Source organism: Nocardiopsis quinghaiensis (assembly GCF_008638365.1).
Taxonomy (GTDB): Bacteria; Actinomycetota; Actinomycetes; order Streptosporangiales; family Streptosporangiaceae; genus Nocardiopsis; species Nocardiopsis quinghaiensis.
This window is the reverse complement of the sequence record NZ_VWVU01000001.1, coordinates 182,473-203,781: the sequence shown is the minus strand read 5'-3', so window position 1 is coordinate 203,781 and position 21,309 is coordinate 182,473. Positions and strand designations below refer to the sequence as shown.

19 protein-coding genes and 2 pseudogenes are annotated in these 21,309 nt (G+C 71.5%); 3 read left to right on the top strand and 18 right to left on the bottom strand.

The genetic code is table 11. From position 1 onward, the window contains the following. Nucleotides 1-61 precede the first annotated feature (61 nt). From ccsB to FYX01_RS05650, 10 genes and pseudogenes are all read right to left on the bottom strand, one after another. Nucleotides 62-1,072: a c-type cytochrome biogenesis protein CcsB gene (ccsB, locus tag FYX01_RS05700; RefSeq protein ID WP_150238259.1), complete on the bottom strand. Its 1,011-nt coding sequence runs from the start codon at nucleotides 1,070-1,072 to the stop codon at nucleotides 62-64. Between the two features lie 3 nt (nucleotides 1,073-1,075). Then, nucleotides 1,076-2,734, bottom strand: a complete 1,659-nt coding sequence (gene resB / locus FYX01_RS05695) for a cytochrome c biogenesis protein ResB (protein WP_150238256.1) — start codon at nucleotides 2,732-2,734, stop codon at nucleotides 1,076-1,078. Further along, nucleotides 2,734-3,552 (bottom strand): cytochrome c biogenesis CcdA family protein, encoded by an 819-nt coding sequence (locus tag FYX01_RS05690; protein ID WP_150238254.1) that lies wholly within the window; start codon nucleotides 3,550-3,552, stop codon nucleotides 2,734-2,736. Before FYX01_RS05690 ends, resB begins: the two co-directional genes overlap by 1 nt. Continuing rightward, nucleotides 3,552-4,304, bottom strand: coding sequence for a TlpA family protein disulfide reductase (locus FYX01_RS05685; RefSeq protein WP_150238252.1), 753 nt, complete (start codon nucleotides 4,302-4,304; stop codon nucleotides 3,552-3,554). The genes FYX01_RS05690 and FYX01_RS05685 overlap by 1 nt, the downstream gene beginning before the upstream one ends. Before the next feature lie 270 nt (nucleotides 4,305-4,574). After that, the gene (locus FYX01_RS05680) at nucleotides 4,575-4,778 is read right to left on the bottom strand and encodes a helix-turn-helix domain-containing protein (protein ID WP_013155995.1); all 204 of its coding nucleotides are present in this window, start codon (nucleotides 4,776-4,778) and stop codon (nucleotides 4,575-4,577) included. A 252-nt stretch (nucleotides 4,779-5,030) separates the two neighbouring features. After that, a complete protein-coding gene (locus tag FYX01_RS05675) occupies nucleotides 5,031-5,828 on the bottom strand; it encodes a phosphatase (protein WP_150238250.1) in 798 nt (265 codons plus the stop codon). A 257-nt stretch (nucleotides 5,829-6,085) separates the two neighbouring features. Continuing rightward, nucleotides 6,086-7,246: an acetoin utilization protein AcuC gene (locus FYX01_RS05670; protein ID WP_150238248.1), complete on the bottom strand. Its 1,161-nt coding sequence runs from the start codon at nucleotides 7,244-7,246 to the stop codon at nucleotides 6,086-6,088. Between the two features lie 192 nt (nucleotides 7,247-7,438). Next, nucleotides 7,439-8,971 carry a phage holin family protein gene (locus FYX01_RS05665; RefSeq protein WP_150238246.1) on the bottom strand — a complete coding sequence of 511 codons (1,533 nt, stop codon included), beginning with the start codon at nucleotides 8,969-8,971 and terminating at the stop codon, nucleotides 7,439-7,441. Between the two features lie 520 nt (nucleotides 8,972-9,491). Continuing rightward, nucleotides 9,492-10,895: a phage holin family protein gene (locus tag FYX01_RS05655; RefSeq protein ID WP_223830323.1), complete on the bottom strand. Its 1,404-nt coding sequence runs from the start codon at nucleotides 10,893-10,895 to the stop codon at nucleotides 9,492-9,494. A gap of 181 nt (nucleotides 10,896-11,076) precedes the next feature. Then, nucleotides 11,077-11,328, bottom strand: a pseudogene (locus tag FYX01_RS05650) (TetR family transcriptional regulator); the annotation flags it as partial. On the opposite strand from FYX01_RS05650, the pseudogene FYX01_RS26520 reads away from it, so the two are divergent. After that, nucleotides 11,324-11,557, top strand: a pseudogene (locus tag FYX01_RS26520) (chlorophyllase); the annotation flags it as partial. The pseudogenes FYX01_RS05650 and FYX01_RS26520 overlap by 5 nt on opposite strands. Nucleotides 11,558-11,612: 55 nt before the next feature. Here the strand turns inward: FYX01_RS26520 and proC are convergent. The 4 genes from proC to FYX01_RS05625 all read right to left on the bottom strand — a co-directional run bounded on the left by proC (nucleotide 11,613) and on the right by FYX01_RS05625 (nucleotide 15,514). Beyond that, entirely contained in the window at nucleotides 11,613-12,407 is a 795-nt protein-coding gene (gene proC, locus FYX01_RS05640) for a pyrroline-5-carboxylate reductase (RefSeq protein WP_150238244.1), read from the bottom strand. A 79-nt stretch (nucleotides 12,408-12,486) separates the two neighbouring features. Next, nucleotides 12,487-13,431: a sugar phosphate isomerase/epimerase family protein gene (locus FYX01_RS05635; RefSeq protein WP_150238242.1), complete on the bottom strand. Its 945-nt coding sequence runs from the start codon at nucleotides 13,429-13,431 to the stop codon at nucleotides 12,487-12,489. 332 nt (nucleotides 13,432-13,763) lie between these two features. Next, on the bottom strand, nucleotides 13,764-14,372 hold the full coding sequence (locus FYX01_RS05630) for a C40 family peptidase (protein ID WP_150238240.1): 609 nt from the start codon (nucleotides 14,370-14,372) through the stop codon (nucleotides 13,764-13,766). Nucleotides 14,373-14,599: 227 nt separating this feature from the next. After that, a complete protein-coding gene (locus tag FYX01_RS05625) occupies nucleotides 14,600-15,514 on the bottom strand; it encodes an SGNH/GDSL hydrolase family protein (protein ID WP_150238238.1) in 915 nt (304 codons plus the stop codon). Between the two features lie 168 nt (nucleotides 15,515-15,682). Between FYX01_RS05625 and radA the strand changes: the two genes are divergently transcribed. After that, the gene (gene radA, locus FYX01_RS05620; protein WP_150238236.1) at nucleotides 15,683-17,065 is read left to right on the top strand and encodes a DNA repair protein RadA; all 1,383 of its coding nucleotides are present in this window, start codon (nucleotides 15,683-15,685) and stop codon (nucleotides 17,063-17,065) included. Nucleotides 17,066-17,153: 88 nt separating this feature from the next. On the opposite strand, the gene FYX01_RS05615 is transcribed toward radA, so the two are convergent. The 3 genes from FYX01_RS05615 to FYX01_RS05605 form a co-directional block, all read right to left on the bottom strand. Then, nucleotides 17,154-17,528 (bottom strand): SSI family serine proteinase inhibitor, encoded by a 375-nt coding sequence (locus FYX01_RS05615; RefSeq protein WP_150238234.1) that lies wholly within the window; start codon nucleotides 17,526-17,528, stop codon nucleotides 17,154-17,156. Between the two features lie 150 nt (nucleotides 17,529-17,678). Then, nucleotides 17,679-18,410, bottom strand: a complete 732-nt coding sequence (locus FYX01_RS05610; RefSeq protein WP_150238232.1) for a histidine phosphatase family protein — start codon at nucleotides 18,408-18,410, stop codon at nucleotides 17,679-17,681. Nucleotides 18,411-18,674: 264 nt separating this feature from the next. Further along, a complete protein-coding gene (locus FYX01_RS05605) occupies nucleotides 18,675-19,385 on the bottom strand; it encodes a hypothetical protein (protein WP_190394214.1) in 711 nt (236 codons plus the stop codon). A 144-nt stretch (nucleotides 19,386-19,529) separates the two neighbouring features. Here FYX01_RS05605 and FYX01_RS05600 point away from each other — a divergent pair, with 144 nt between their 5' ends. Further along, complete coding sequence (locus tag FYX01_RS05600) at nucleotides 19,530-20,405, top strand: HhH-GPD family protein (protein ID WP_150238228.1); 876 nt, start codon at nucleotides 19,530-19,532, stop codon at nucleotides 20,403-20,405. A gap of 9 nt (nucleotides 20,406-20,414) precedes the next feature. Here FYX01_RS05600 and FYX01_RS05595 read toward each other — a convergent pair whose 3' ends face one another. Next, complete coding sequence (locus tag FYX01_RS05595; protein ID WP_150238226.1) at nucleotides 20,415-21,101, bottom strand: DUF3105 domain-containing protein; 687 nt, start codon at nucleotides 21,099-21,101, stop codon at nucleotides 20,415-20,417. Nucleotides 21,102-21,309: the final 208 nt, after the last annotated feature.

Genomic DNA, 21,309 nt, shown 5'->3' with positions numbered 1-21,309 from the left:
CGTGGCGGGACCCTCTCGTCGAGCGGTCCGCGGTCTCCGCTCCCGGGCCGCGGAGCCGGGGTCAGGCGTAGGAGTGCAGTCCGCTGAACATGTAGTTCACCGCGAAGAAGTTGAACAGGATGGTCAGGAAGCCCAGCACGTTGATCCAGGTCGCCTTGGGGCCGCGCCAGCCGCCGGTGGCGCGGGCGTGCAGGTAGGCCGCGTAGATCACCCAGGAGATGAACGACCAGACCTCCTTGGGGTCCCAGCCCCAGAAGCGGCCCCAGGCCTCGTCGGCCCAGATGGAACCGGCGATGATGGCGAAGGTCCACAGCGGGAAGGCGAAGAGGATGAACCGGTGGGAGATGCGGTCGAGCAGCTCCGGGCCGGGCAGGCGACCTGCGATACCGGTGACCTTCTCACCCAGGGCGCGCCTGGCCTCGGTACGGTGCGAGACCAGGTAGGTGACACCGGCGGTGCCCGAGACCATGAACGAGCCGCCCGCGATGATGGCCGCGGTCACGTGGATGGGCACCCAGTAGGAGTGCAGGGCCGGGATCAGCGGACCCGGTTCCACGTACAGCCACCGAACGCCGACGCCCAGCAGGATCAGTACCGGGACCAGCACGAAGGCGCCGAGGAAGCGGGCCTGGAAGCGGAAGGACGCGTACAGCAGCCCGCCCACCGCGACCAGGCACAGGGCCACGATGAACTCGAACATGTTGCCCCACGGCCACCGGTCGGCGGCCAGGCCGCGGCTGACGATCTGCGCCACGCCCATGAGGAACCCGAACGCCGTCACGCCCAGGGCGATCCTGCCCAGCACGCTCTGGGGGGCCTTCGCCTCGCCCTCGGTGGTGCGGACGTTCACCTCGATGCCGCTGTCTCCCGCGCCGTCCGCTTCGGAGCCTCCGTCGGCACCGGCGCGGACCGGCATGAGCCGGCCGGACCTGAGCCTGGTGCGCTGTCCGTAGGCGGCCTCCATGGCGAAGAGGAACAGGGCCACCGCGTAGGTGACGATCATCGCGATGATCAGCGAGTCACTGGCCGACGCCATCGCCCCGTCCATCGTTCCGGCGAGTGTGTACGCCACCGGTCACTCCCTCGTTGTCGTCGACTCTGGCGGGTCGGTTGGTGTGTTGGTCTCTGCTCCGGTGGGTGGGCCCTCCGGACTCGGGGGCCCGTCGTCCGACCCGCTCCGGAGCCGTTCTGCGAGTGTCGTGGTGAGTTCGTGGAACTCGGCGTTGTTCCCGGCGACCTCGGTCTTGCCGAGACCGGCCAGCTCCACCCGGGTACGGCCGTCCTCACCCGGCACCGCACGCACCCACACGCGGCGCGGGCGGACGAACAGGGTGATGATCAGGCCGAGCACGGACAGGGAGGCCGCGGTCAGCGCGGGCAGCCGGGCACCGTCCCGGTTGGCCTGGAGGCTGATGTACTCGCTGTAGCCCGAGAAGGTGATCGACCCGGCACCGTCCGGCAGTTCCCAGGTGTCGCCGATCCCCATCACGGGCGAGCCGCCGAGTTCCTCCATCCCGCTGGTCCTCAGCTGGTAGACCGACTGCGGTCCGACCAGTCCCAGGTCGCCCTGGTAGCCCTCCAGTGTGACCCGCGGGTTCTCCGGCCCGGGGAAGTCGGAGACCAGTCCGCCGTCCTCGGCCTCCGCGGCGCTGGGCAGGAACACGCCCACGAAGCCCAGCGCCTCGCCACCGGTGTCGGGCACCTTGACGACGCCGTCGGAGGTGAAGGTCCTGGTCTCCCGGTGCAGGAAGGGGACCGCCTGGTCGAAGACCACGTCCCCGTCGGCGTTGCGCACCTCGAACTCCGGCGCGTACCCGTGGCCGAGCAGGTAGACCTGTACTCCGTCCACGCTCAGCGGGTGGTTGACCTCCAGCCGGTGCCGGGCCTCCTCGCTCTCCGGGGACTCCTTGTAGGCCAGGTCGGCGACGTAGGACTCGGCCTGTCCCCGCAGGTCGCCCTCCTCGATGAAGGAGGCCTCGAAGCCGTCCAGGTGGAGGGTGAACGGCTCCAGGTCGCCTGCGTCCGTCCAGTGGCCGGGGTAGAAGGCGTCGTAGGAGGTCAGGGTGTTGGCGAACCCCTGGCCCTCCACCAGCAGCATGTTGCCCCGGTAGCCGAGGAAGGACCCGGCGGCCAGGGCCAGCAGCAGGCCGAGCAGCGCGAGGTGGAACAGCACGTTCCCCGCCTCACGCAGGTACCCGGTCTCGCTGGAGAGGGAGTCCCCGTACCTTTCGCTCCGGTAGCCCCGGAGGATTCCGCGCGCCTGCTCCAGGACCGTCTCCGGGGCCGCGTCCGTCGTGAACCTCGCCGTGTACGGCATGCGCCCCAGGTTCCGGGGTGTGCGGACCGGCCTGGCCCGCACCGCCCGGGCGTGCGCGACCGCGCGCGGGAACACGCAGCCCGCCAGGGAGACGAACAGCAGCAGGTAGATCGCCGCGTACCAGGGCGAGGAGAACACGTCGAAGAGGTAGAACCGGTCCAGCCAGGGGGCCAGCTCCGGGTGTTCCCCGTAGTAGGCGGTCACCTCGTCGACGCTGACCACGTTCTGCGGCAGGATCGAACCGGGGATGGCGCCGACCGCCAGCAGGAACAGCAGGATCAGCGCGGTACGCATCGAGGTGAGGGTCCGCCAGGTCCAGCGCAGCCAGCCGAGCGGGCCCAGCCCTCTGGCCCGGCTCCCGGGGGCGGCCTCCCCGGTTCCGGCCCGGCTGGCGTCGTCGTTCGCGGTCGTGCTCATCAGATCACCGTCTGGAAGTCGGCGGCCCAGCCCTGCATGGCGATGGTCAGCTGCGTCCACAGCCCGGTCACCATCGCCAGACCGACCAGGACGAGCATGGCCCCGCCGACCATGGTGACCGCGCGGGTGCGGCGCTTGAGCCAGCCGAAGGCGCCCAGGGCGCGCCTGTACAGGAGCGAGGCGAGGACGAAGGGCAGTCCCAGCCCGACACAGTAGACCAGGGACAGCAGCATGCCGCGCCCCGCACCGCCCTCCACGAAGGCGAGGGTCTGCACGGCGGCCAGGGTCGGTCCGATGCACGGGGTCCAGCCGAGGCCGAAGAGGACGCCGAGCAGGGGCGCTCCCGCCAGCCCCGCGCGGGGCAGCCGGTGGAAGCGGAACTCGCGGCCGAAGCCCGGCATAACGCCCATGAAGGCCAGGCCGAGGACGATGGTGAGGACCCCGAGCACCCGGGTGATGGGTTCGGTGTGGTCCATGAGGACCTCGCCGAGCCAGCCGACGAAACCGCCGACGGCGACGAACACGAGGGTGAACCCGGCGATGAAGAGGACGCTGCCGGTGACCATGGTCCAGCGGCGGGTGGCCAGTTCGGCGTCGACGTCGGAGACGGTCGCCGTGGCGGTCGCGCCCTCCGCGCCGGCGGCCCCGGCGGAGCGCTCGCGCATGTGGGCGCCGCTCATGCCGGTCACGTAGGACAGGTAGCCGGGCACGAGCGGGAGAACGCACGGGGAGAGGAAGGAGACGAGCCCGGCGGCCAGGGCCAGCGGGACCGCGGCGAGCAGGGACCCCGTGAGGACGGTGGCGCCGATCGCGCCCATCAGCGGTCGTCCCCTGCGGACTCGGCCCCGGTGTCCTCGGGAGGAGCTTCGGACGGGCTGCCGGAGGGATCCGCGGAGGCCTCCCCGCGGGCCTCCTCGGCCTCCTGCTCCGCGACCCTGGGGCGCTCCTCCGGGTCGCCGAGACCGAACTCGACCACCAGCGGGTTGAGCAGTCCGGTCAGTTGGCCGTAGGTGGTCGGTCCGATGACGCGGGCGGCGATGCGGCCCTCGGGGTCGATGACGAGCGTGCTGGGGATGGACCTCGGCGGGACGGTGTCGCGGAAGGCCTGCGGTACCTCGCCGGGCTGGTCGTACAGGCTCGGGTAGGCGACGTCCTTGCTGTCGAGGTAGGACCGGGCGGCGGTCTCGTCGTCCTTGATGTTCACGCCGAGGAAGTCCACGCCCAGGTCGGCGTACTCGGTGTGGACCTCGTCCAGGACGGGCTGCTCGGTGCGGCAGGGACCGCACCAGCTCGCCCAGACGTTGAGGACGAGGATGCCGCCCTCGTAGTCGCCGAGGGAGATCTCGCCCCCGTCGAGGGCGGCCCCGGTGACGTCGGGCGCCTCGACACGGTCGGCGGTCTCGAAGGAGGTGGCGCTGCCGTCCCCGGAGACGAAGCGGCTGTCCTCGTCACCGGCCTGGATCTCGTTGCCCCCGGCGCAACCGGTCAGGGCGAGTGCGGCGGCGAGCGCGCTCGCCGCCAGGCGCGGCACGGCACGGCCTCGGCACGTACCGGTGCTGGTGCTGGGCATCGAGGGAACCTCGCGAACGGGGTGTGAACAGGGCGGACTACAACAACGACAAAGTGTAGTAGATGCCCTGGCAGCCGTTCCGCCGCCCCGGCACAAGGGCCGTGTGACCCGTCGGCGCGAAGGCCGGTTCCGTACGGCGAGGCGCGGGGTGGCGGGGAGGAGCCCTGGGGAGGGGGAAAGAAGAAGTGGGGGCGATGGCCGTGAGACACCGCCCCCCGCGTTGTCGGCTGACCGGGAGCTGGGGGCAGCCCCGGTCGACCCGGCCCTGGATCAACCAGCCTCGACGAAAGCCTCGCGGAGGTAGTCGTGCACGGCCCGCTCGGGAACCCGGTAGGAACGTCCCACGCGAATCGCGGGGAGAACTCCCGAGTGCACCATTCGGTAAACGGTCATCTTGGACACACGCATGATCGTGGCGACCTCCGCCACAGTCAAGAACCTGACCTCTTCGAGAGGCGGCTTGCTCCCGTTCATCTTCCGACGCCCTCATTCCCGGACGTGAGCATTGTCTACCGTTCAACCCGGCGTGGTGCACGGCGGGAAGGACGACCCCGGTGTGCCCGTCCCAACGCCACGCCAGCGTGTCATGCTGTCACTACTGACACGTCCGTTTTCAGGGTAGAGCCGAGTCCCCTCCTGCGAAAGGCCGTTCATGCTGTCTTCGCCGATATGTGTTGATGGCGGGGCGGTTGAGGTTTAACGCTGGGTATAAATGGTGCCCCCTGGTCACAACAGACCGGCCCGAGCGAGAACGTACTGGCGTAGCGGCGCATAGTCCTCGGTCAGATATCCGTCGTCCAAAGGCACGGTGACCAGTAGTTTTCCCTCGGACTCGGCAAGGAACAGGGCGGGGTCGTTGCAGTCGGCGAAGCCCACCGTGGGCACCCCCGCCTCCCCCGCCGCACCCGCGAACCCGTGATCGGCGATGACCAACTGCGGCCACGCCTCACCGCGGTCCGCGAGGTCGGCCAGGATGGCGCGCATGGCGAAGGGGTGGTGGCTGTGACGCGCGAGGTGCCCGTCCGTGACGATCGCGATCTCGTCCTCCCAAACCACGATCCGACGGTTCGGGGGGCGTTCCGTGGTCACCTCGTAGGAGTAGCCGCCTCCCGCAGTGATGACCGGGCAGCCGCGTTCGGCGAGAGCGTCCTTCCAGGCCCGGTAGGTCTCGCGGAGGTTGCGGGGGTGGCCTGTGGCGAACATGACCCGCTCCCGGCGTTCGGCGGCCAGGGCCATCCGGTCGGCGAGGGCCTCCAGGGCGTCGATGGTCAGGTCGGGGTCGATCGTGTCGATCCCCCACACGTACTCCTCGTCGGACACCACTCCGCAGCGCTTGCTCATCAGGGCCAGGACCTCGGGGTAGGCCCAGTCGTGGGAGAACGTGAGGCCGAACTGGTGGTAGGGGTCCTTCTGGACGAGCCGCCGGTAGTGCCGAAGGTTGTTCTGGCGTGGAGTGTCGACGTGTCCGGCGATCCCCGTGCGCACCAGATAGGTGATGAGTTCAGCGCGTGTCGGCGGCGTCACCTGGCGTTCCCCTTCCTCGTCTGCGCAGCGAGCGTGCGCCACGCCGTGCTGCCACCACGACGCCTGCTCCCGTTCGCCCGGTATTCAACCTCTGTCCTACCCGCTTGGAACGCGTCACGCGCGGGCGCCCCGGAATTCGCACCGGTTGGCATCAGGGTGTTACAAGGACCCACGCCGCCGGTCCCGGTACGGGGGGAGGGGAGGACGCGCGGCCCGGACGCGTCGGAGGCGCCGCCGTGTCCCCTCCACGCTCCCGGCTACAGGCTCGGGTCGATCCCGTGGCTGGGAAAGACCGCGGTACGGGTCGCGTGGATGGCGCGGTCGACCGGGTCGCCGGGGTCGTAGCCGTTCTCGAAGGGGTCGAAGGACACGTCGCGCCCGTCGGTCATGTACAGCGGTGCCAGTTCCCCGGTGCGCTGGCGCACGAAGTCGCGCCAGCTCTGCGGGGTCTCGGCCTCGGGGTGGATCGGATGTCCCGCGGCCTCGCCCAGCAGGTGGGTCCAGGCGCGCGGGACGACGTGCACCAGCCCGTACCCGCCGCCGCCGAACAGCAGCCACCGGCCGCCGGCGGTCTTCTGGGCGAGCTTGTGCAGCTCGGTGTAGGCCCGGCGCTGGCCGTCCACGCTCAGTGTGAGGTTGGCGAGCGGGTCCAGGGCGTGGGTGTCGCAGCCCTGCTGGGTGACCAGGATCTCCGGCTGGAACTCGTGCAGCAGCGGCGGCACGACGGCGTCGAAGGCGCGGTGCCAGCCCGTGTCGCCGGTCCCTGCCGGGAGGGCGACGTTGACCGCGTACCCCTCGGCGTCCGGCCCGCCGGTCTCCGACGCCTGGCCGGTGCCGGGGAACAGGGTCGCCGGCGACTCGTGGAGACTGATGGTGAGTACGCGCGGATCGTTGTAGAAGGCGTTCTGGACACCGTCCCCGTGGTGGACGTCCACGTCCACGTAGGCGATCCGCTTGGCGCCCTGCTCCAGCAGCCAGGCGATGGCCAGGGCCGGGTCGTTGTAGACGCAGAAACCCCACGCGTTGCCGTGCATGGCGTGGTGCAGACCGCCCGCGATGTTGGCGGCGTGCGCGCACTCGCCGGACCACACGGCCCGGGCCGCGGCCACGGACGCGCCGGAGATGAGCGCGGCGGCGTCGTGCATGTCCTTGAAGACGGGGTTGTCCGAGGTCCCCAGCATGTGGGCCTCGTCGGGCTCCAGGGTGCGGCCCGCGCGCTTGACCGCCTCGATGTAGGCGGGGTCGTGCACCAGGGCCAGCAGTTCGTCCGAGGCCGGTTCGACGTCCAGCAGGCCGACCCCCGGCGCGTCCAGGACACCGAGGTCCCGGCTGAGCGCCATGGTCAGTTCGACACGGATCGGTGCCATCGGGTGCTGGGGCCCGAAGTCGTAGGCGGTGAGTCCGTCATCCCATGCCACCCGAAGCGAGCAGGACGTGCGCCCTCCCATATGGTGACCCCCGTTTCAGGTGTGCGTGCTCCGAAGCACACAGTACGCAAAACCGGATGGCGGCCCGAACCCCGGGGTCGCACGTCGACCCGGGGTCCGGGGCCGTGGCGGGGCCGCCGGACCCGGCGCGGTGTCCCTCCCGCGCCGGGCCGGGGCGCCCGGTCACTCCTCGGTGATGTAGTAGCAGGACTCGTACTTGTCGCCCGCACCGAAGTCGACGTTGCCGTGCAGGGGCGCCGCGAAGAGAGAGTCGTTCGAGGTGAGCAGCACCCGGTACTCGCCGGGCTCGAACTCCACCTTCATCACCTCGCCCTTGTCGAAGCAGCTGTTGCCCGTGGGCGGCGAGCTGTAGGCCTCGCAGTCCTCGCACGCGGGGGTGAGGATCTCCTCGTGGACCTTGTCCGGCCCGACGTAGAGGAACCGCATCTCGTACGGCGAGTTGTTGGTGATCTCCAGGACGGCCTTGTCGTTGCCGGAGCCGCCCGTGGGGGCCGGGGCGAAGTCGACCTCGCCGATGGCGGTCAGGGTGTCCATCTCGGACTCGATGCGTCCGGCACCGATGTGGACGACCATCTTCTCGACGTCGTCGGCCTCGTGGTCGGGGTACTCCTCCTCCAGGAGGTCGACCATGTCCTCGGCCGGTGCGAAGCGGCCCTCTCCGACGTGCTCCCAGCCGCACTTGAGCGCGGCGTCCGGGCGCTCGGAGACGATGCGCTCGGCGACCTCGGGGACGGTGTCCCAGACCAGGTCGGAGAACATCTCGACCTGGTCGAAGCCCGCGCACCAGTTCTCGGCGGCGTACTGGCTGGTCCCGGTCTCGTACAGCTCGGAGAGCGCGGTGGGCACGTTCCCGGCCGCCTCGGTGCCCTCGTAGTCCACGGGGATCACGCTGTAGACCTCGTGGGCCCTGCGCATGCTCTCGCGGTAGTCCTCGGTGACCTCGCCGTTGAAGCCCTCCTCGGCCACCGACACCAGGTTGGCGGCGTAGGAGAGGTGGATGTCGGCGACCTCGCCGTCGGTGTCCTCCCAGCGGGAGGCGGGGTGCGCGAAGTAGGAGCCGTAGGAGTTCAGGGCCTGCTCGTACTCCTCGGCGGACACCTCCACCTGGGCCCGCTCCAGCAGGGCACAGGCCTCGGCGCCCGCACGGGCCCGCTGCATGAGCGACGGGGAGAAGGAGAGCTGGAAGAGGTTCTCCACGCTCCCGTAGGCGGCGACGGCCTCACTCCCACCGCACTCGCCCCGGGCGTGGGCGGCGTCGGCCACACGCAGCCGCCACTCACCCGCCTGCCACACGCCGGTGAGGGAGACGAGCAGGACGACCACCAGCCCCGCGGCGACGAGGAGGGGCGTCGCGCCCTTGGACGGCTGCTCGCCCCGGTTGAGGACGCGCTCGTCCCGGGAGCGCCCGGCGAAGAGGCCGAGCACGGCCGCGACGACGAACCAGGCGGCGAAGACCGCCGCCCACAGCAGGACGTTGTCGGCGGCCCCCATGATCGCGGCGGTGACCAGCAGGCCGACGGTGATGATGAGCGCCCCGGCGAAGAAGGGCCACTGGCGCAGGTAGACGTACCCGGCACCCGTACCGGAGGCGTTGAGCAGCGCGGCACGCAGCCCCGACGGCGAAGAGAACAGGCCCAGTCTGCGCGGCTTCGGAGGCGGAGGCGGGGGCGGGCCGCCGAACTGGCCGGGGGGCATCCCGCCGGGGGGAGGGCCGCCCGGGGGCATTCCTCCTGGAGGGGGACCCGGAGGCATCCCCCCTGGGGGCATCCCGCCCGGAGGGGGACCGCCCGGGGGCATCCCCCCTGGAGGAGGACCGCCCGGAGGCGGGCCCGGCATACCGCCCGAGTACATCCCCCCGGAAGGACCTCCGCCTGCGGGTACCCCACCTGCGGGCGTACCGCCGTGAGGGGTGCCGCCGTGGGGGTTCGCCTCGAAGGGCGTGCCGCTGGGAGGCGCACCGCCCGGCTGCGGGGGGTCCTCACCACGCGACTGGGGCGGATCGGACGGAGGAGGGGAGGAAGTCATGAAGGACCCTGAGCTCGGTAACGGGGGAGGGAGGCCCCGTGCGACACGGGGCCGAAAGGACCGTTTACGCCCTTACCCATGCACATTACCCATGTGGACCGACACGGTCCCTCACGAGGCGGACCGCTTCCGGCCATCTTCCGGTGAGCCGGGGTCCGACCCGTCACCCCACGCGCCCGGGACGGCCGGATTACTCCTCGAGGAGGTAGTAGCAGGTCTCGTACAGTCTGCCGGCCGCGAAGTCGACGGTGCCGTGCATCGGTCCTCCGCCGCGACCGTCCCATGTCAGCAGCATCCGGTACTCACCCGGTTCCAGCTCCACGCGCATGACCTCACCCTTGTCAAAGCAGGAGTCGACCGGGAGCGGCGAGCTGTAGGCCTCGCAGTCCTCGCACGCGGGGGTGGTGATCTCACCGTGGACGCCGTCCGGCCCGACGTAGAGGAAACGCATCGGATCAGGGGTGTTGTTGATGATCTCCAGGACGCTTCCGCCACTGTCGGAGCTCCAGGCGTTGTAGATCACGAGCTCATCCTCTCCGTGGTGGAGCATGGCGTCCATCTTCTGTCCGAGGCGTCCGGCATCGATGTGGGTGACCATCCTCGCGACCTCGTCGGTCTCATGACCGGGGTACTCCTCCTTCAGGAGGGCGGCGACGTCCTCGGCGGCGGCGAGCTCACCCCCCTCGATGCTCTCCCAGCCGCAGTTGAACGCCGCGTCCGGACGCTCGGTGCCGATGCGCTCGGCGGCCTCGGGGGCGAGCTCCCAGGGCAGGTCGGCGAACATCTCGATTTGGCCGAAGGCCGCACACCAGTTCTCGGCGGCGTACTCGCTGGTGCCCGGCTCGTACAGCTCGCTGAGCGCGTTGGTGTCCTCCCAGCGGGAGGCGGGGTGCGCGAAGTAGGAGCCGTAGGAGTTCAGGGCCTGCTCGTACTCCTCGGCGGACACCTCCACCTGGGCCCGCTCCAGCAGGGCACAGGCCTCGGCGCCCGCACGGGCCCGCTGCATGAGCGACGGGGAGAAGGAGAGCTGGAAGAGGTTCTCCACGCTCCCGTAGGCGGCGACGGCCTCACTCCCACCGCACTCGCCCCGGGCGTGGGCGGCGTCGGCCACACGCAGCCGCCACTCACCCGCCTGCCACACGCCGGTGAGGGAGACGAGCAGGACGACCACCAGCCCCGCGGCGACGAGGAGGGGCGTCGCGCCCTTGGACGGCTGCTCGCCCCGGTTGAGGACGCGCTCGTCCCGGGAGCGCCCGGCGAAGAGGCCGAGCACGGCCGCGACGACGAACCAGGCGGCGAAGACCGCCGCCCACAGCAGGACGTTGTCGGCGGCCCCCATGATCGCGGCGGTGACCAGCAGGCCGACGGTGATGATGAGCGCCCCGGCGAAGAAGGGCCACTGGCGCAGGTAGACGTACCCGGCACCCGTACCGGAGGCGTTGAGCAGCGCGGCACGCAGCCCCGACGGCGAAGAGAACAGGCCCAGTCTGCGCGGCTTCGGAGAAAGCGGCGGTGTATCGGGCGGCGCTTCCGGAACCGGGGAATCCCCGCCGGGCGGTGGGGAGGAGTCGGAGGAAGGAGAGGGGGAAGTCATGGGAATCCGGGCTCAGGGGATATCCCGCGCACACGGGATCAGGGGGCATGCTTACCCTACACCGGGCACGCCCCGGACGAGCGAGCACAGGACGTCACGGAACAGGCCGCTTCCGGCCGTCCTCGGGTCGGCGGCCCTCCCGGTCCCGCGCCCCTCGCCGCGTACGGGCCGATCCCCGGTATCAGGACGGCTGCGGTCGCCGTAGCCCTCCAAGGAGCGGTTCGACCAGTCGGCGGGGGCCGTAGCGGGGATCGTCGTCACGTCCGACGCAGAGGTTGCCGATGCCGCGCGTCAGTTCGTAGGCGTGCGTACCGTGCCTGACCTCGCCGGCGTCGACCGCGGCGTCGGGCAACCGCGCGCAGACGGGCGCCAGGCGGTCGAGGAAGTAGGTGTGCAGTGCCTCGAAGCCGTTGCTGTCCGACTTCCGCTCCCCGGGCCCCAAGTCCCTGCTCACCGTGTTCGGCGCGGAGCACGGGCTCGGCGGGATCTCCGGATACGACGTCGCCGAGACCACGGACGAGAGCCCCGAGCGGGTGTCGGCGGTCCAGCGGCTCACCTGGGCCTACCTCCGCGCCGAGCTCTACCCCGGGGACTCCGCCTGGCGGGAGGCGCGTGAGCCGCTGGCGTCCGAGCCGCACCCGCTCGGCCGGATCGAGTCCAAGTGGGCCGGAGAGGCGCCGTCCCCGCGGCGGGCCGACGGCACGGGGGTCGGGCGCCCTAGTTCCCCGAGAGCGCGTTGCTCCGGTCGCGGGCCGCCTCGATGGCGTCGGTGAAGGCGGTGCGCACACCGTGCCGCTCCAGCTCGCGCAGCGCGGCGGCGGTGGTGCCTCCGGGCGAGGTGACGGCCTCGCGCAGTACCACGGGGTGCTCCCCCGAGTCGTTGAGCATGGCGGCGGCACCCGTGATGGTCTGGCCGACCAGCTTCTGCGCCGTGGCGCGCGGCATCCCCATCGCCACACCGGCCTCGATCATCGTCTCGGCGATGAAGTAGAAGTAGGCGGGCCCGCTGCCGGAGATGGCGGTGACGGTGTCCATGTGCTGTTCGCCCACGCGGACCACCTCGCCGACCGTGCCCAGGAGCGCCTCGGCGCGGTCCAGGTGGGCCCCGCCGGTGTGGGCGCCGCCCGCGACGGCGGTCATGCCCTGCCCCATGAGCGCGGGGGTGTTGGGCATCGCGCGGACCACGGGCGTGCCGGTGGGCAGGTGGCCCTCCAGCACGGCGGTGGTGATCCCGGCGGCGACCGAGATCACGAGGTGCGCGGGCGACAGGTGCGGCGCCAGCTCGTCCAGCAGCGACACCATGTCCTGGGGTTTGAGGGCGAGCAGCAGCGTGTCGGCACGCTTGGCCGCGTCCGCGGCCGGGACGGCCTCGACGCCGTAGCGCCCGCGCAGCTCCTCGGCGTGGTCCTCACGCGGCTCGGTGACGAGCACGTCCTGTGGCGTGTGGCCCTTGGCCAGCATTCCGGCGAGCAGCGCCTCGCCCATCTTCCCGGCACCGATGATCGCGATCATGAGGGTTCCTTCCTGCGGATACCCCCACGCTAGCCGCATCCGAGGCTCCGGGTGGACAGCCGTCCCACTCCGTGGACACTCAGTCCGCGTCCGGGTCGGCCGTGCCCCTGTCGTCGGCCGTCCCTCCGGTATCCACCGTGAAGCGGCGCGGCGGCTCGGCCGGCGCGCGGCGCAGCAGCGCGATGCGCTCACGCCGGTCGCGCGGACGGTCCTCGTGACCGGTGGTCCGGGCGAAGTGCAGCCGTGTGAAGGCCAGCGCCTCGGCCAGCTCGCGCATGCGCGCCTGGCGGTCGGGGGCCTTGCGGGTGCTGACCTCCAGGACCAGCTGGCCCTCGTAGCCGCCCCCGGCGAGGTACTCCAGGAGCTCGCCGACGGGCTGGCGTCCGCGCCCGGGGATGAGGTGCTCGTCGAGGTTCTGGCCCCCGAAACCGTCGGCGACGTGGACGTGGGAGAGCCGGTCGCCCAGGCGCTTGGCCATGTCCATGGCGTCGGAGCCGGACATGGCGGTGTGCGACAGGTCGAGTGTGACGTCGGGGTAGTCCCGGTCCAGCGGATTCCAGCTCGGCGCGTAGGGGACGACCTCGCGGTCGCGCACACGCACCGGGTACATGTTCTCCACCGCGAAGACGACGTCGGTCTCCTCCTGCATACGGGCGATACCGGTCTCGAACTCGCGGGCGTAGTCGCGCTGCCAGCGGAAGGCGGGGTGGACCACGATGGTCTTGGCCCCCAGGGTCTCGGCCATCTCCTGGGAGCGGACGAGCTTGCCCCAGGGCTCCCTGCCCCACACCCGTTGGGTGAGGACCAGGCAGGGCGCGTGGACTGCGGTGACGGGCATCTGGTGGTAGTCCGAGAGGCGCCTCAGGAGTTCGACGTCCTGGCTTGCCGGATCGGAGGAGACGAGCACCTCAACGCCGTCGTACCCCAGCTTCGCGGCGATCTCGAAGGCGGCCGGGGTCTTCTCCGGGTAGACCGACGCCGACGACAGGACGACGGGCGCGTCTGGGACCTGGATAGGGCTCACGACACACAGACTATGTGCTCCCACCCCTCGTCTGTGTACCGCCCGCGTGAACGTGGCGTGCCGCTTCCCCGCTGTCTCCCGTGTGCGGGCCCGCCCGCGGGCGGACGCGGGTCCGGAGAAGGTCCGGGTTCTGGACGGAGTGGCCCGGCGGCTGCCCGTCCCCGGATCCGTGTCGGGGCCGCGCACGCGCGCCGGGCCGCCTCCTCGCTCCGGCCGCGAGCCCGGGATGGCCGGGCTGGACCGGGTGGTGTGGGTGCTTCTCGGGGCCGTCCGGGTTCACTCCCCGGGGCGTGTGGGGCGGTCGTCAGCGCGCTGCGCGAGACCTGCCCGTCTCACAGCCGTACAGCGCCGCCGAGGTTGTAGTGGTGGACGTCCCTCTCGCGGACGTGGTCTCCCGAGCGAGGCGCGTCGATCATGCGGCCGTCGCCGAGGTAGATGGCGATGTGGTAGGCGTATCCGCCGCTGTTGGCCCAGTAGACGAGGTCTCCCCTGCGGGCCTTGGAGTAGGGGATCCGGGTGCCGGCCCTGGACTGGTCGTGGGCGATGCGGGGCAGTTCCACCCCGGCCTTCTCGTAGGCCCACTGCACGAGGCCCGAGCAGTCGAAGCCGCTCGGTCCGGTCCCTCCCCAGACGTAGGGGGTCCCCTTCTGCGACTTGGCGGCGTCGATGGCCCTTTCCAGCTTCGGTGAGGCCGGCGCCTGGTGGACGCGCCGGGGACCGTCGGAGGCCTGCTCGGCGGCCAGCATGTGCTGGACCGGCCGCAGCGGCTGGACGGGCTGGGCCAGGGCGGGCGCCGAACCGGCGGCCAGAGCGGCCGCGGCGAGCGCGGCGGCGACGAGCGCGCGTGTCCCGCTCCGCCGCGCGGGAACGGGCGAGGCCTGCCGCCCCGGGTCCGTGGGACGACAGGCCTGCGTTTGCTCATAGTGTCGCGGTATTCGCATGACGGTGGTTCCCCACATTCGGTAGGCGCGTCGCGGCGCCCACGCCACTGTGGCGTGAATCCCTCCGCCGCGACGTCCTCACCATTCGTCACACAAACAACACAAAAAGTCACTCTCTGTAGTGCACTCGACGGCCGAAGAAGGCAAAGAGTCCTTGACCTCTGCAGGATAAAACGGTCAGGAACGGGTCAATCGGACTCTCCTCCATCGGGGCCGGTTACGGTCGGCTACGCCGCCTCGTCCGCCGGCAGACCGAGCTCGGAGCCCACGAAGTCGGCCGTGGCCTCCATGCCCCGGTAGTTCGGGTGCACCGGAGCCCCGTTCTCGGGGATCAGGCCCTCCACCCAGCGGACGTCGGAGGACGTGCAGACGTCGTGGCCGCGCTCGAAGACGTCCACGAAGGTCGCGCCCTGGGCCTGCGCCTCCTCGGCGATCATCGCGTTCAGGGACGTCTGCGCCCGGTCCAGGAACGGCACGTCGCCCACCGCGATGGGCGTACTCGGCCAGCAGCCCCACCTCTCGGGCATGATCTGGAGGTAGCCCACGGCCAGGACCGTGGCCTCGGGGCTGCGTTCGGCGATGTCGGCGTAGACCTGGGAGACCTCGGGGCGCAGGTTCTCGATCCGGTCCTCCAGTTCGTCGCCGTAGTGGTCGGCGCACGGGTCGCCCAGGGGGTTGCCCAGGCTTCGTTTGGCGCACTCGACCAGGATGTCGGAGAAGCCGAAGTCGTTGCCCGAGATGCCGACCGTGACCAGGTCGGTCTCGGGGGTCAGGGCGTCGAACTGGGGCAGGGTGTCGCTGAACTGCCGCTCGTAGAGGTCGTTGATGACCGCGCCGGAGCAGCTCGCGTCCGTGAACTCGGCTGCACCGAGCCGCTCGGCGAGCATGGTCGGATAGTTGTTGGACGTGCGCATGCAGCCCAGCAGGGGCATCCGGCTGCTGACCCTCTCCTCACGGATGAGCGGGCCGGCCACGAAGGAGTCGCCGAGGGCGACGTAGTGCCGGAAGGGCGCGGTCTCCACCGGCTCGGCGGCGGCGGGCGCGGCGGCCAGGGACAGGCCCAGCGCGGCGGCGGCCAGCGGGGCCAGCACGCGGCGCAGGGCTCGGAACGGGAACACGGCGGTGTCGGATGTACGGGGCACTCGGGCTTCCTCTCTCAGGAGCGGGGGCGTGAAGCTTTCGGACCCTAGAGATTCTTTAACACGAGCTACGAGAAAAGGCTCCTAACCCGTAGGTAACTTTCATGTGTCCCGAGAGCTCCCCGCCGCCTTCCGTGAGGGCTGTCCTCGGTAGCCGCTAGCGTTGCGATCATGGCAAAGGCAGCGAAGACCACGTTCCGGTGCGTGGAGTGCGGATGGAGCACCCTCAAGTGGGTGGGCCGCTGCGGCGAGTGCCAGGCATGGGGCACGGTCGAGGAGGCCGGCGCCCCCGCGCCCTCCGCCGTCGCACCCGCGCCCGTCACCTCCCGGGCCCGGCCCATCACCGAGATCAGCGTGGAGAGCGCCGAGGCCGTCCCCACAGGCGTCGACGAGCTCGACCGGGTCCTGGGCGGCGGCGCGGTCCCGGGCGGCGTGGTGCTGCTCGCGGGCGAGCCCGGCGTGGGCAAGTCCACCCTGCTGCTGGAGGTCGCCGCGATGCGGGCGGCCGAGGGCCCCGTGCTGTACGTGACCGGCGAGGAGTCGGCCGGTCAGGTGCGGCTGCGCGCCGAGCGGCTCGGCGCGCTCTCCGACAAGCTGTACCTGGCCGCCGAGACCTCCATCGCCTCCCTCGTCAGCCACGTGGACGCGGTCGCTCCCCGGCTGCTCATCGTGGACTCGGTGCAGACCATGGTCTCCCCCGAGGCGGCCGGCGTGCCGGGCGGCGTCACCCAGATCCGGCAGGTGGCCGGTGCGCTGATCCAGACCGCCAAGGAGCGCGGGATCGCCACCGTGCTGGTCGGCCACGTCACCAAGGACGGGTCCATCGCCGGCCCCCGCATGCTGGAGCACCTGGTGGACGTGGTGCTGCACTTCGAGGGCGAGCGCCACTCCCAGCTGCGACTGCTGCGCGCGGTCAAGAACCGGTACGGGCCCACCGACGAGATCGGCTGCTTCGAACTGACCGAGAGCGGCATCGTCGGCCTGCCCGACCCGAGCGGGCTGTTCCTCACCGAGCGCACCGCCCCGGTGCCGGGCACGTGCGTCACCGTCACCATGGAGGGACGGCGCCCGCTGATCACCGAGGTGCAGGCGCTGGTGGCCACCAGCCCGCTGCCCGCTCCGCGCCGCGCCACCTCGGGCCTGGACACCTCCCGGGTGAACATGATCCTGGCGGTGCTGGAGAAGCGCACCGGAATGCGGCTGGCCAACATGGACGTGTACGCGTCCACGGTGGGCGGTGTGAAGCTGACCGAGCCGGCCGTGGACCTGGCTCTGGCGATGGCGGCGGCCAGCTCCAACAACGACGTGGCCCTGCCGGCGGGGTTCATCGCGATCGGCGAGGTGGGCCTGGCGGGCGACGTGCGCACCGTGACGGGGGTACGGCGCCGGGTGGCCGAGGCGCAGCGGCTCGGGTTCACCGAGGCCGTCGTGCCCAAGCACTTCGGCGATCCGATCCCGGGCATCCGGACCCACGAGGTGGAGGAGCTGAGCGAGGCCCTGGCCAGGGTGGCCAAGCGGCCCAGGCGGGCACGCGCTCCGCGGGACGGGGACTGAGAACCGGGGCCGGGAGGACCGCGGCGGGGTCCGGGTACGCGGACCCGGGCCCCGTCCCGCCGTGCCCCCAGGTCGTGGCGGACGCTCCCTAGAAGTCGAAGACCGCGCCCTTCTCGCTCTCGAGCACGCAGTCGTTGGGGAACTCCCGCTGGTAGTCCTCCGCGCCCGAGGCCGTGGCGACGACGGGGTCGTAGATCAACGGGCAGTCGCCGCCCGCTCCCTTGGCGTCCGTGATCGAGCCGCCCTCGGCGATGGTCTCGCAGGCCACCTCGGCCCGGGGATGTGTGCCGCCGGCGGGAGCGCACTGCAGGCTGATCGCCTTGGTCCCGCCGCTGGAGACGTCCCGGACGCTCAGGACGTAGATCAGGGGGGAGGCCTGTCCGGCCTCGGCCGCGTGCACGGGAGCGATGAGTGCCAGTGCGAGGACGGGAGCGGCGGCCAGGGACGGAACGGTGCGCTTCATGAGGGACTCCAGATGTGTGGAACCAAGGGTCACCACGCATAGTAATCGAATCAGCACAAAAAGTTTCCGATAATGCGTGAGGTCGCCGGAACTCGGATCATCCGGGTTCCGGCCCTGTCCGAATACGGAGTGAAACGCCGGGAAAGCGAATTACATCCGGACTCGCCGGACCCCCTCCCCCACCCCGGCCAGATGGGTCACGATCCCGTAGCCGTCGGGCCGCAGGTCACCCGCGGCGTCGGCCGTCCACCTGCTGACCGAGGCCGTCCCCGCGGGTTCCTCCCCGCTGATCCGCCACATCTCGTCCTCCGACAGGCCCTCCAGGGCACCGCGGAGCAGGACCACGACCGGTTCGTGGGTGAACAGCAGCACCCGTTCGCCCGGGTACTCCGCGCACACGTCCCGCAGGAAGGAGCGCAGCCGCAGCAGGACGTCGGCGAGGGACTCCCCGCGCTCGGGGCGGTGGTGCATGCGGTCGGCGAGGCGCCGGGGCACCTCCTCCGGGTCGTACTCGCGCACCATGGCCCGCGTCATGAAGCCGAACGGACCGGTGTCGTGGTCTCGCAGACGCTCGTCCAGGTGCACCGGCAGGTCGGCGCCGGCCGCGTCCAGCGCCAGTTCGGCGGTACGGCGGGCGCGCAGGTAGGTGGAGGAGAAGACGACACCGGGCCCGCGGTGCTCCGGCAGGCCCGCGAGCCAGCCCGAGCCCACCGCGCGGGCCTGTGCCCCGCCCAACGGCGTGAGGTCCACGTCGGCGTCGCGTGCGGGCAGGCCGTCCGCGTCCAGACTGCCGCCGTCGGGCCCGGCGGCGGCCAGGGCCGCGTTGAGCCTGCTCTGGCCGTGGCGGACGACGGCCAGTTCCGCCGGTCCCCGGTAACGCATGTCGCGCCCTCCTGGTGTGCTGGCCGCACACGTTACCGGCGTGGCGGGCCGGCGCGCCTCTCCGGTCACGGCACCGGGCGGCGGGGACCGGCTCCCTGCGGGAACCCTGCGCCGAGAGCGGGTGCCCCCGATGGGAGCACCCGCTTGGGAGCGCTCCCAATAACAGGAAGGCTATCCTCCGACCGTGGCGGCGTAAAGGACGGAATCCCTCTTGACATGTCGCGGGGCCGGGAGCGGCTCGCGCTCCCGGCCCAGTCGGCCCGGTCAGGACTTCAGCTGGAAGACCAGCTCGGACTGGTTCCCGACGTACTCCCCGTGCAGGTTGGCGCGGTACCAGCCGGGCTTGACCTCCGAGGTGCCGTCCCGGCAGTCCTTGAAGGAGCGCTCGCGCTCCCAGGCGACCGTGTGCTCGTACGGAACGCCCCGGCTGAGCTGGCGCTCATCGGCGCCCTCGCCTTTCACGCAGTCGGCGGTGGAGAAGATCCTGTCGTCACCGGAGTGGAGGCGGACCTCCAGGGCCTTGCCCCCCACGTCCACGGTGCAGGTCTGCTCGTTGGTGTTCACGACCGTGACCCTGAACTCCGGGCTGACCCCCGCGCCGTAGACCTGCTGGTCCTCCTCGGCGAACTCGAAGGTGACCACGACGTCCTGCGGGCGGCAGTGGTCCTCGGGGCGTTCGGGAGCGGGCAGCGCGCCGCCGGCGGCGGACCCGCCGCCACCGGCCGCTCCCCCGCCGGACTCCTCGTCGCCCTCGGCGCCCTCGGCGCCCTCTCCGGCCCCCTCCGAGGGCTCGGCGCTCTCCTCCGCCCCGTCGGACGCCCCGGATCCGGGCTCCCCGCTCTCGGCCTCGGAGGGTTCCGAAGGTGCGACACTGGGGGATGCCTGTCCACCCACCCCGGCGTCCGACCGGCTCGGATCGCCGTTCTCCCCTCCGGAGGGGCGGCAGGCGTACACGATGATCGCGAGCGCCAGCATGATCCCGGCCAACACGAAGGCACGCCGCCTCCAGTAGGTCTCACGGCTGACGGCTCCTGGATGTCCGGTACTTGACGCCATGCGCCGTAGTATTGCGTTTTTATGCGGACCCCACCTACTCAACCCGCCGATTCCCAGTTAAAGATGAGCGATAACCCTTACAGCACCGCTGTTCTGGCGTGGTACGAAACCAACGCCCGCGACCTTCCCTGGCGGCGGCCGGACGCCTCCGCCTGGTCGATCCTGGTCAGCGAGATCATGCTCCAGCAGACGCCCGTCGTGCGGGTCCTGCCCGCCTGGCGCGCCTGGATGGAGCGTTGGCCCACCCCCGCCGACCTGGCCGAGGAACCGTCGGGCGAGGCCGTGCGCATGTGGAACCGGCTGGGCTACCCCCGCCGCGCACTGCGCCTGCACGCGTGCGCGGTGGCCATCACCGAGGAGTACGGCGGCCGGGTCCCGGACGACCACGCGACCCTGCTCTCCCTGCCCGGCGTCGGTGCCTACACCGCCGCGGCGGTGGCGAGCTTCGCATTCGGACAGCGGCACGCCATTCTGGACACCAACGTTCGACGTGTCCTCGCAAGGGCCGAAACAGGGATCCAGTACCCGCCGAAAACACAGACCAGGGCGGAGACCGCCCTCGCCGAGTCCCTGCTGCCGCCCACGCCCTCGGTCGCCGCCCGCTGGGGCGTGGCCGTGATGGAGCTGGGCGCGCTGGTGTGCACCGCCCGGGCACCCGCGTGCGCGGACTGCCCGATCGCCGACCGGTGCGCCTGGCGGATCGCGGGCAAGCCCGCGTACGACGGGCCGCCCCGACGCGGCCAGACCTACGCGGGCACCGACCGGCAGGTGCGCGGACGTCTGCTGGCCGTGCTGCGCGACTCCGCCCATCCGGTGCCCAAGGACGCGCTGGACGTCGTCTGGGACGACGGCATCCAGCGTGAACGGGCTCTGGACGCGCTGGTGTCCGACGGGCTGGTGGACCCGCTCGACGACGGCCGGTACGCCCTCCCCGGCTGACCGGCCCTGTCAGCCGGTGAACTCCGAGGCGTCGACCCCGGCGGTACCGGCATCGGCGGCACCGGTGTCGGAGCGGCCGCCGCTGCACGCGGCACCGGGCTCGGGGGTGTTCTCCCCCCGCACGTACTCCGTGAGGTACTCGGCCAGGCGCGGGTCCGCGGGGTCCTCCAGGTGTATCTGGGAGCCCCAGGCCGACGCCACCACCGGGGCGGGCAGGTCCTCCGCGGGGCTGATCACCAGGTAGTCGCCGGGCGAGTGGTAGCCGTGCAGGATCTGGACGTCCGTCTCCGACAGCTCCGGGCCGTAGGTGATCCACACGGCTCCGTGCTCCTGGGAGTGCACGACGTACTCCGAGCGCAGAGGCTCCTCGTAGATCCCGCAGTCCTGCCAGACGGGGTAGTGCGGCCCTCCCGCGGGCGGGTACACGTCGTACTCGACGGTCTCGCCCTCGTCGACGTGGTCGGCGGACAGGTCCGTGAAGTGGCGGACCGTACCGATGCCCTCAGCGGAGGTGGTGCCCGCACCGCCCGGGAAGAGCGTCCGGAACGCCACGGCCCCGCCGCCCACCATGAGGACGAGCACGAGGAGCACCGCGCCGATGATCAGGCTGGTCCCGGCACCGCTCCTCCTCCGCGGCGGCTGGTGCGGGTAGGCGCCGGGAGGCCCGTAGGGCCCCTGCGGGCCCGCGGGAGGCATCCCGCCCGGAGGACCGGCGGGGGGCGTCCCCCCGGGAGGGGGCGCGCCGTAGTGACCGGGCCGCGGGGCTCCCCCGCCCTGCTGGGGGCCGGGGGGAACATGTCCGGGCTGCGGGTGGTGTCCCTGCGCCTGCCACGGACCGTGCTGTCGGGGATCTGGATGAGTCACGCTCGCACACTAACGGCCCAACGCCGACGGGGGCACCCCC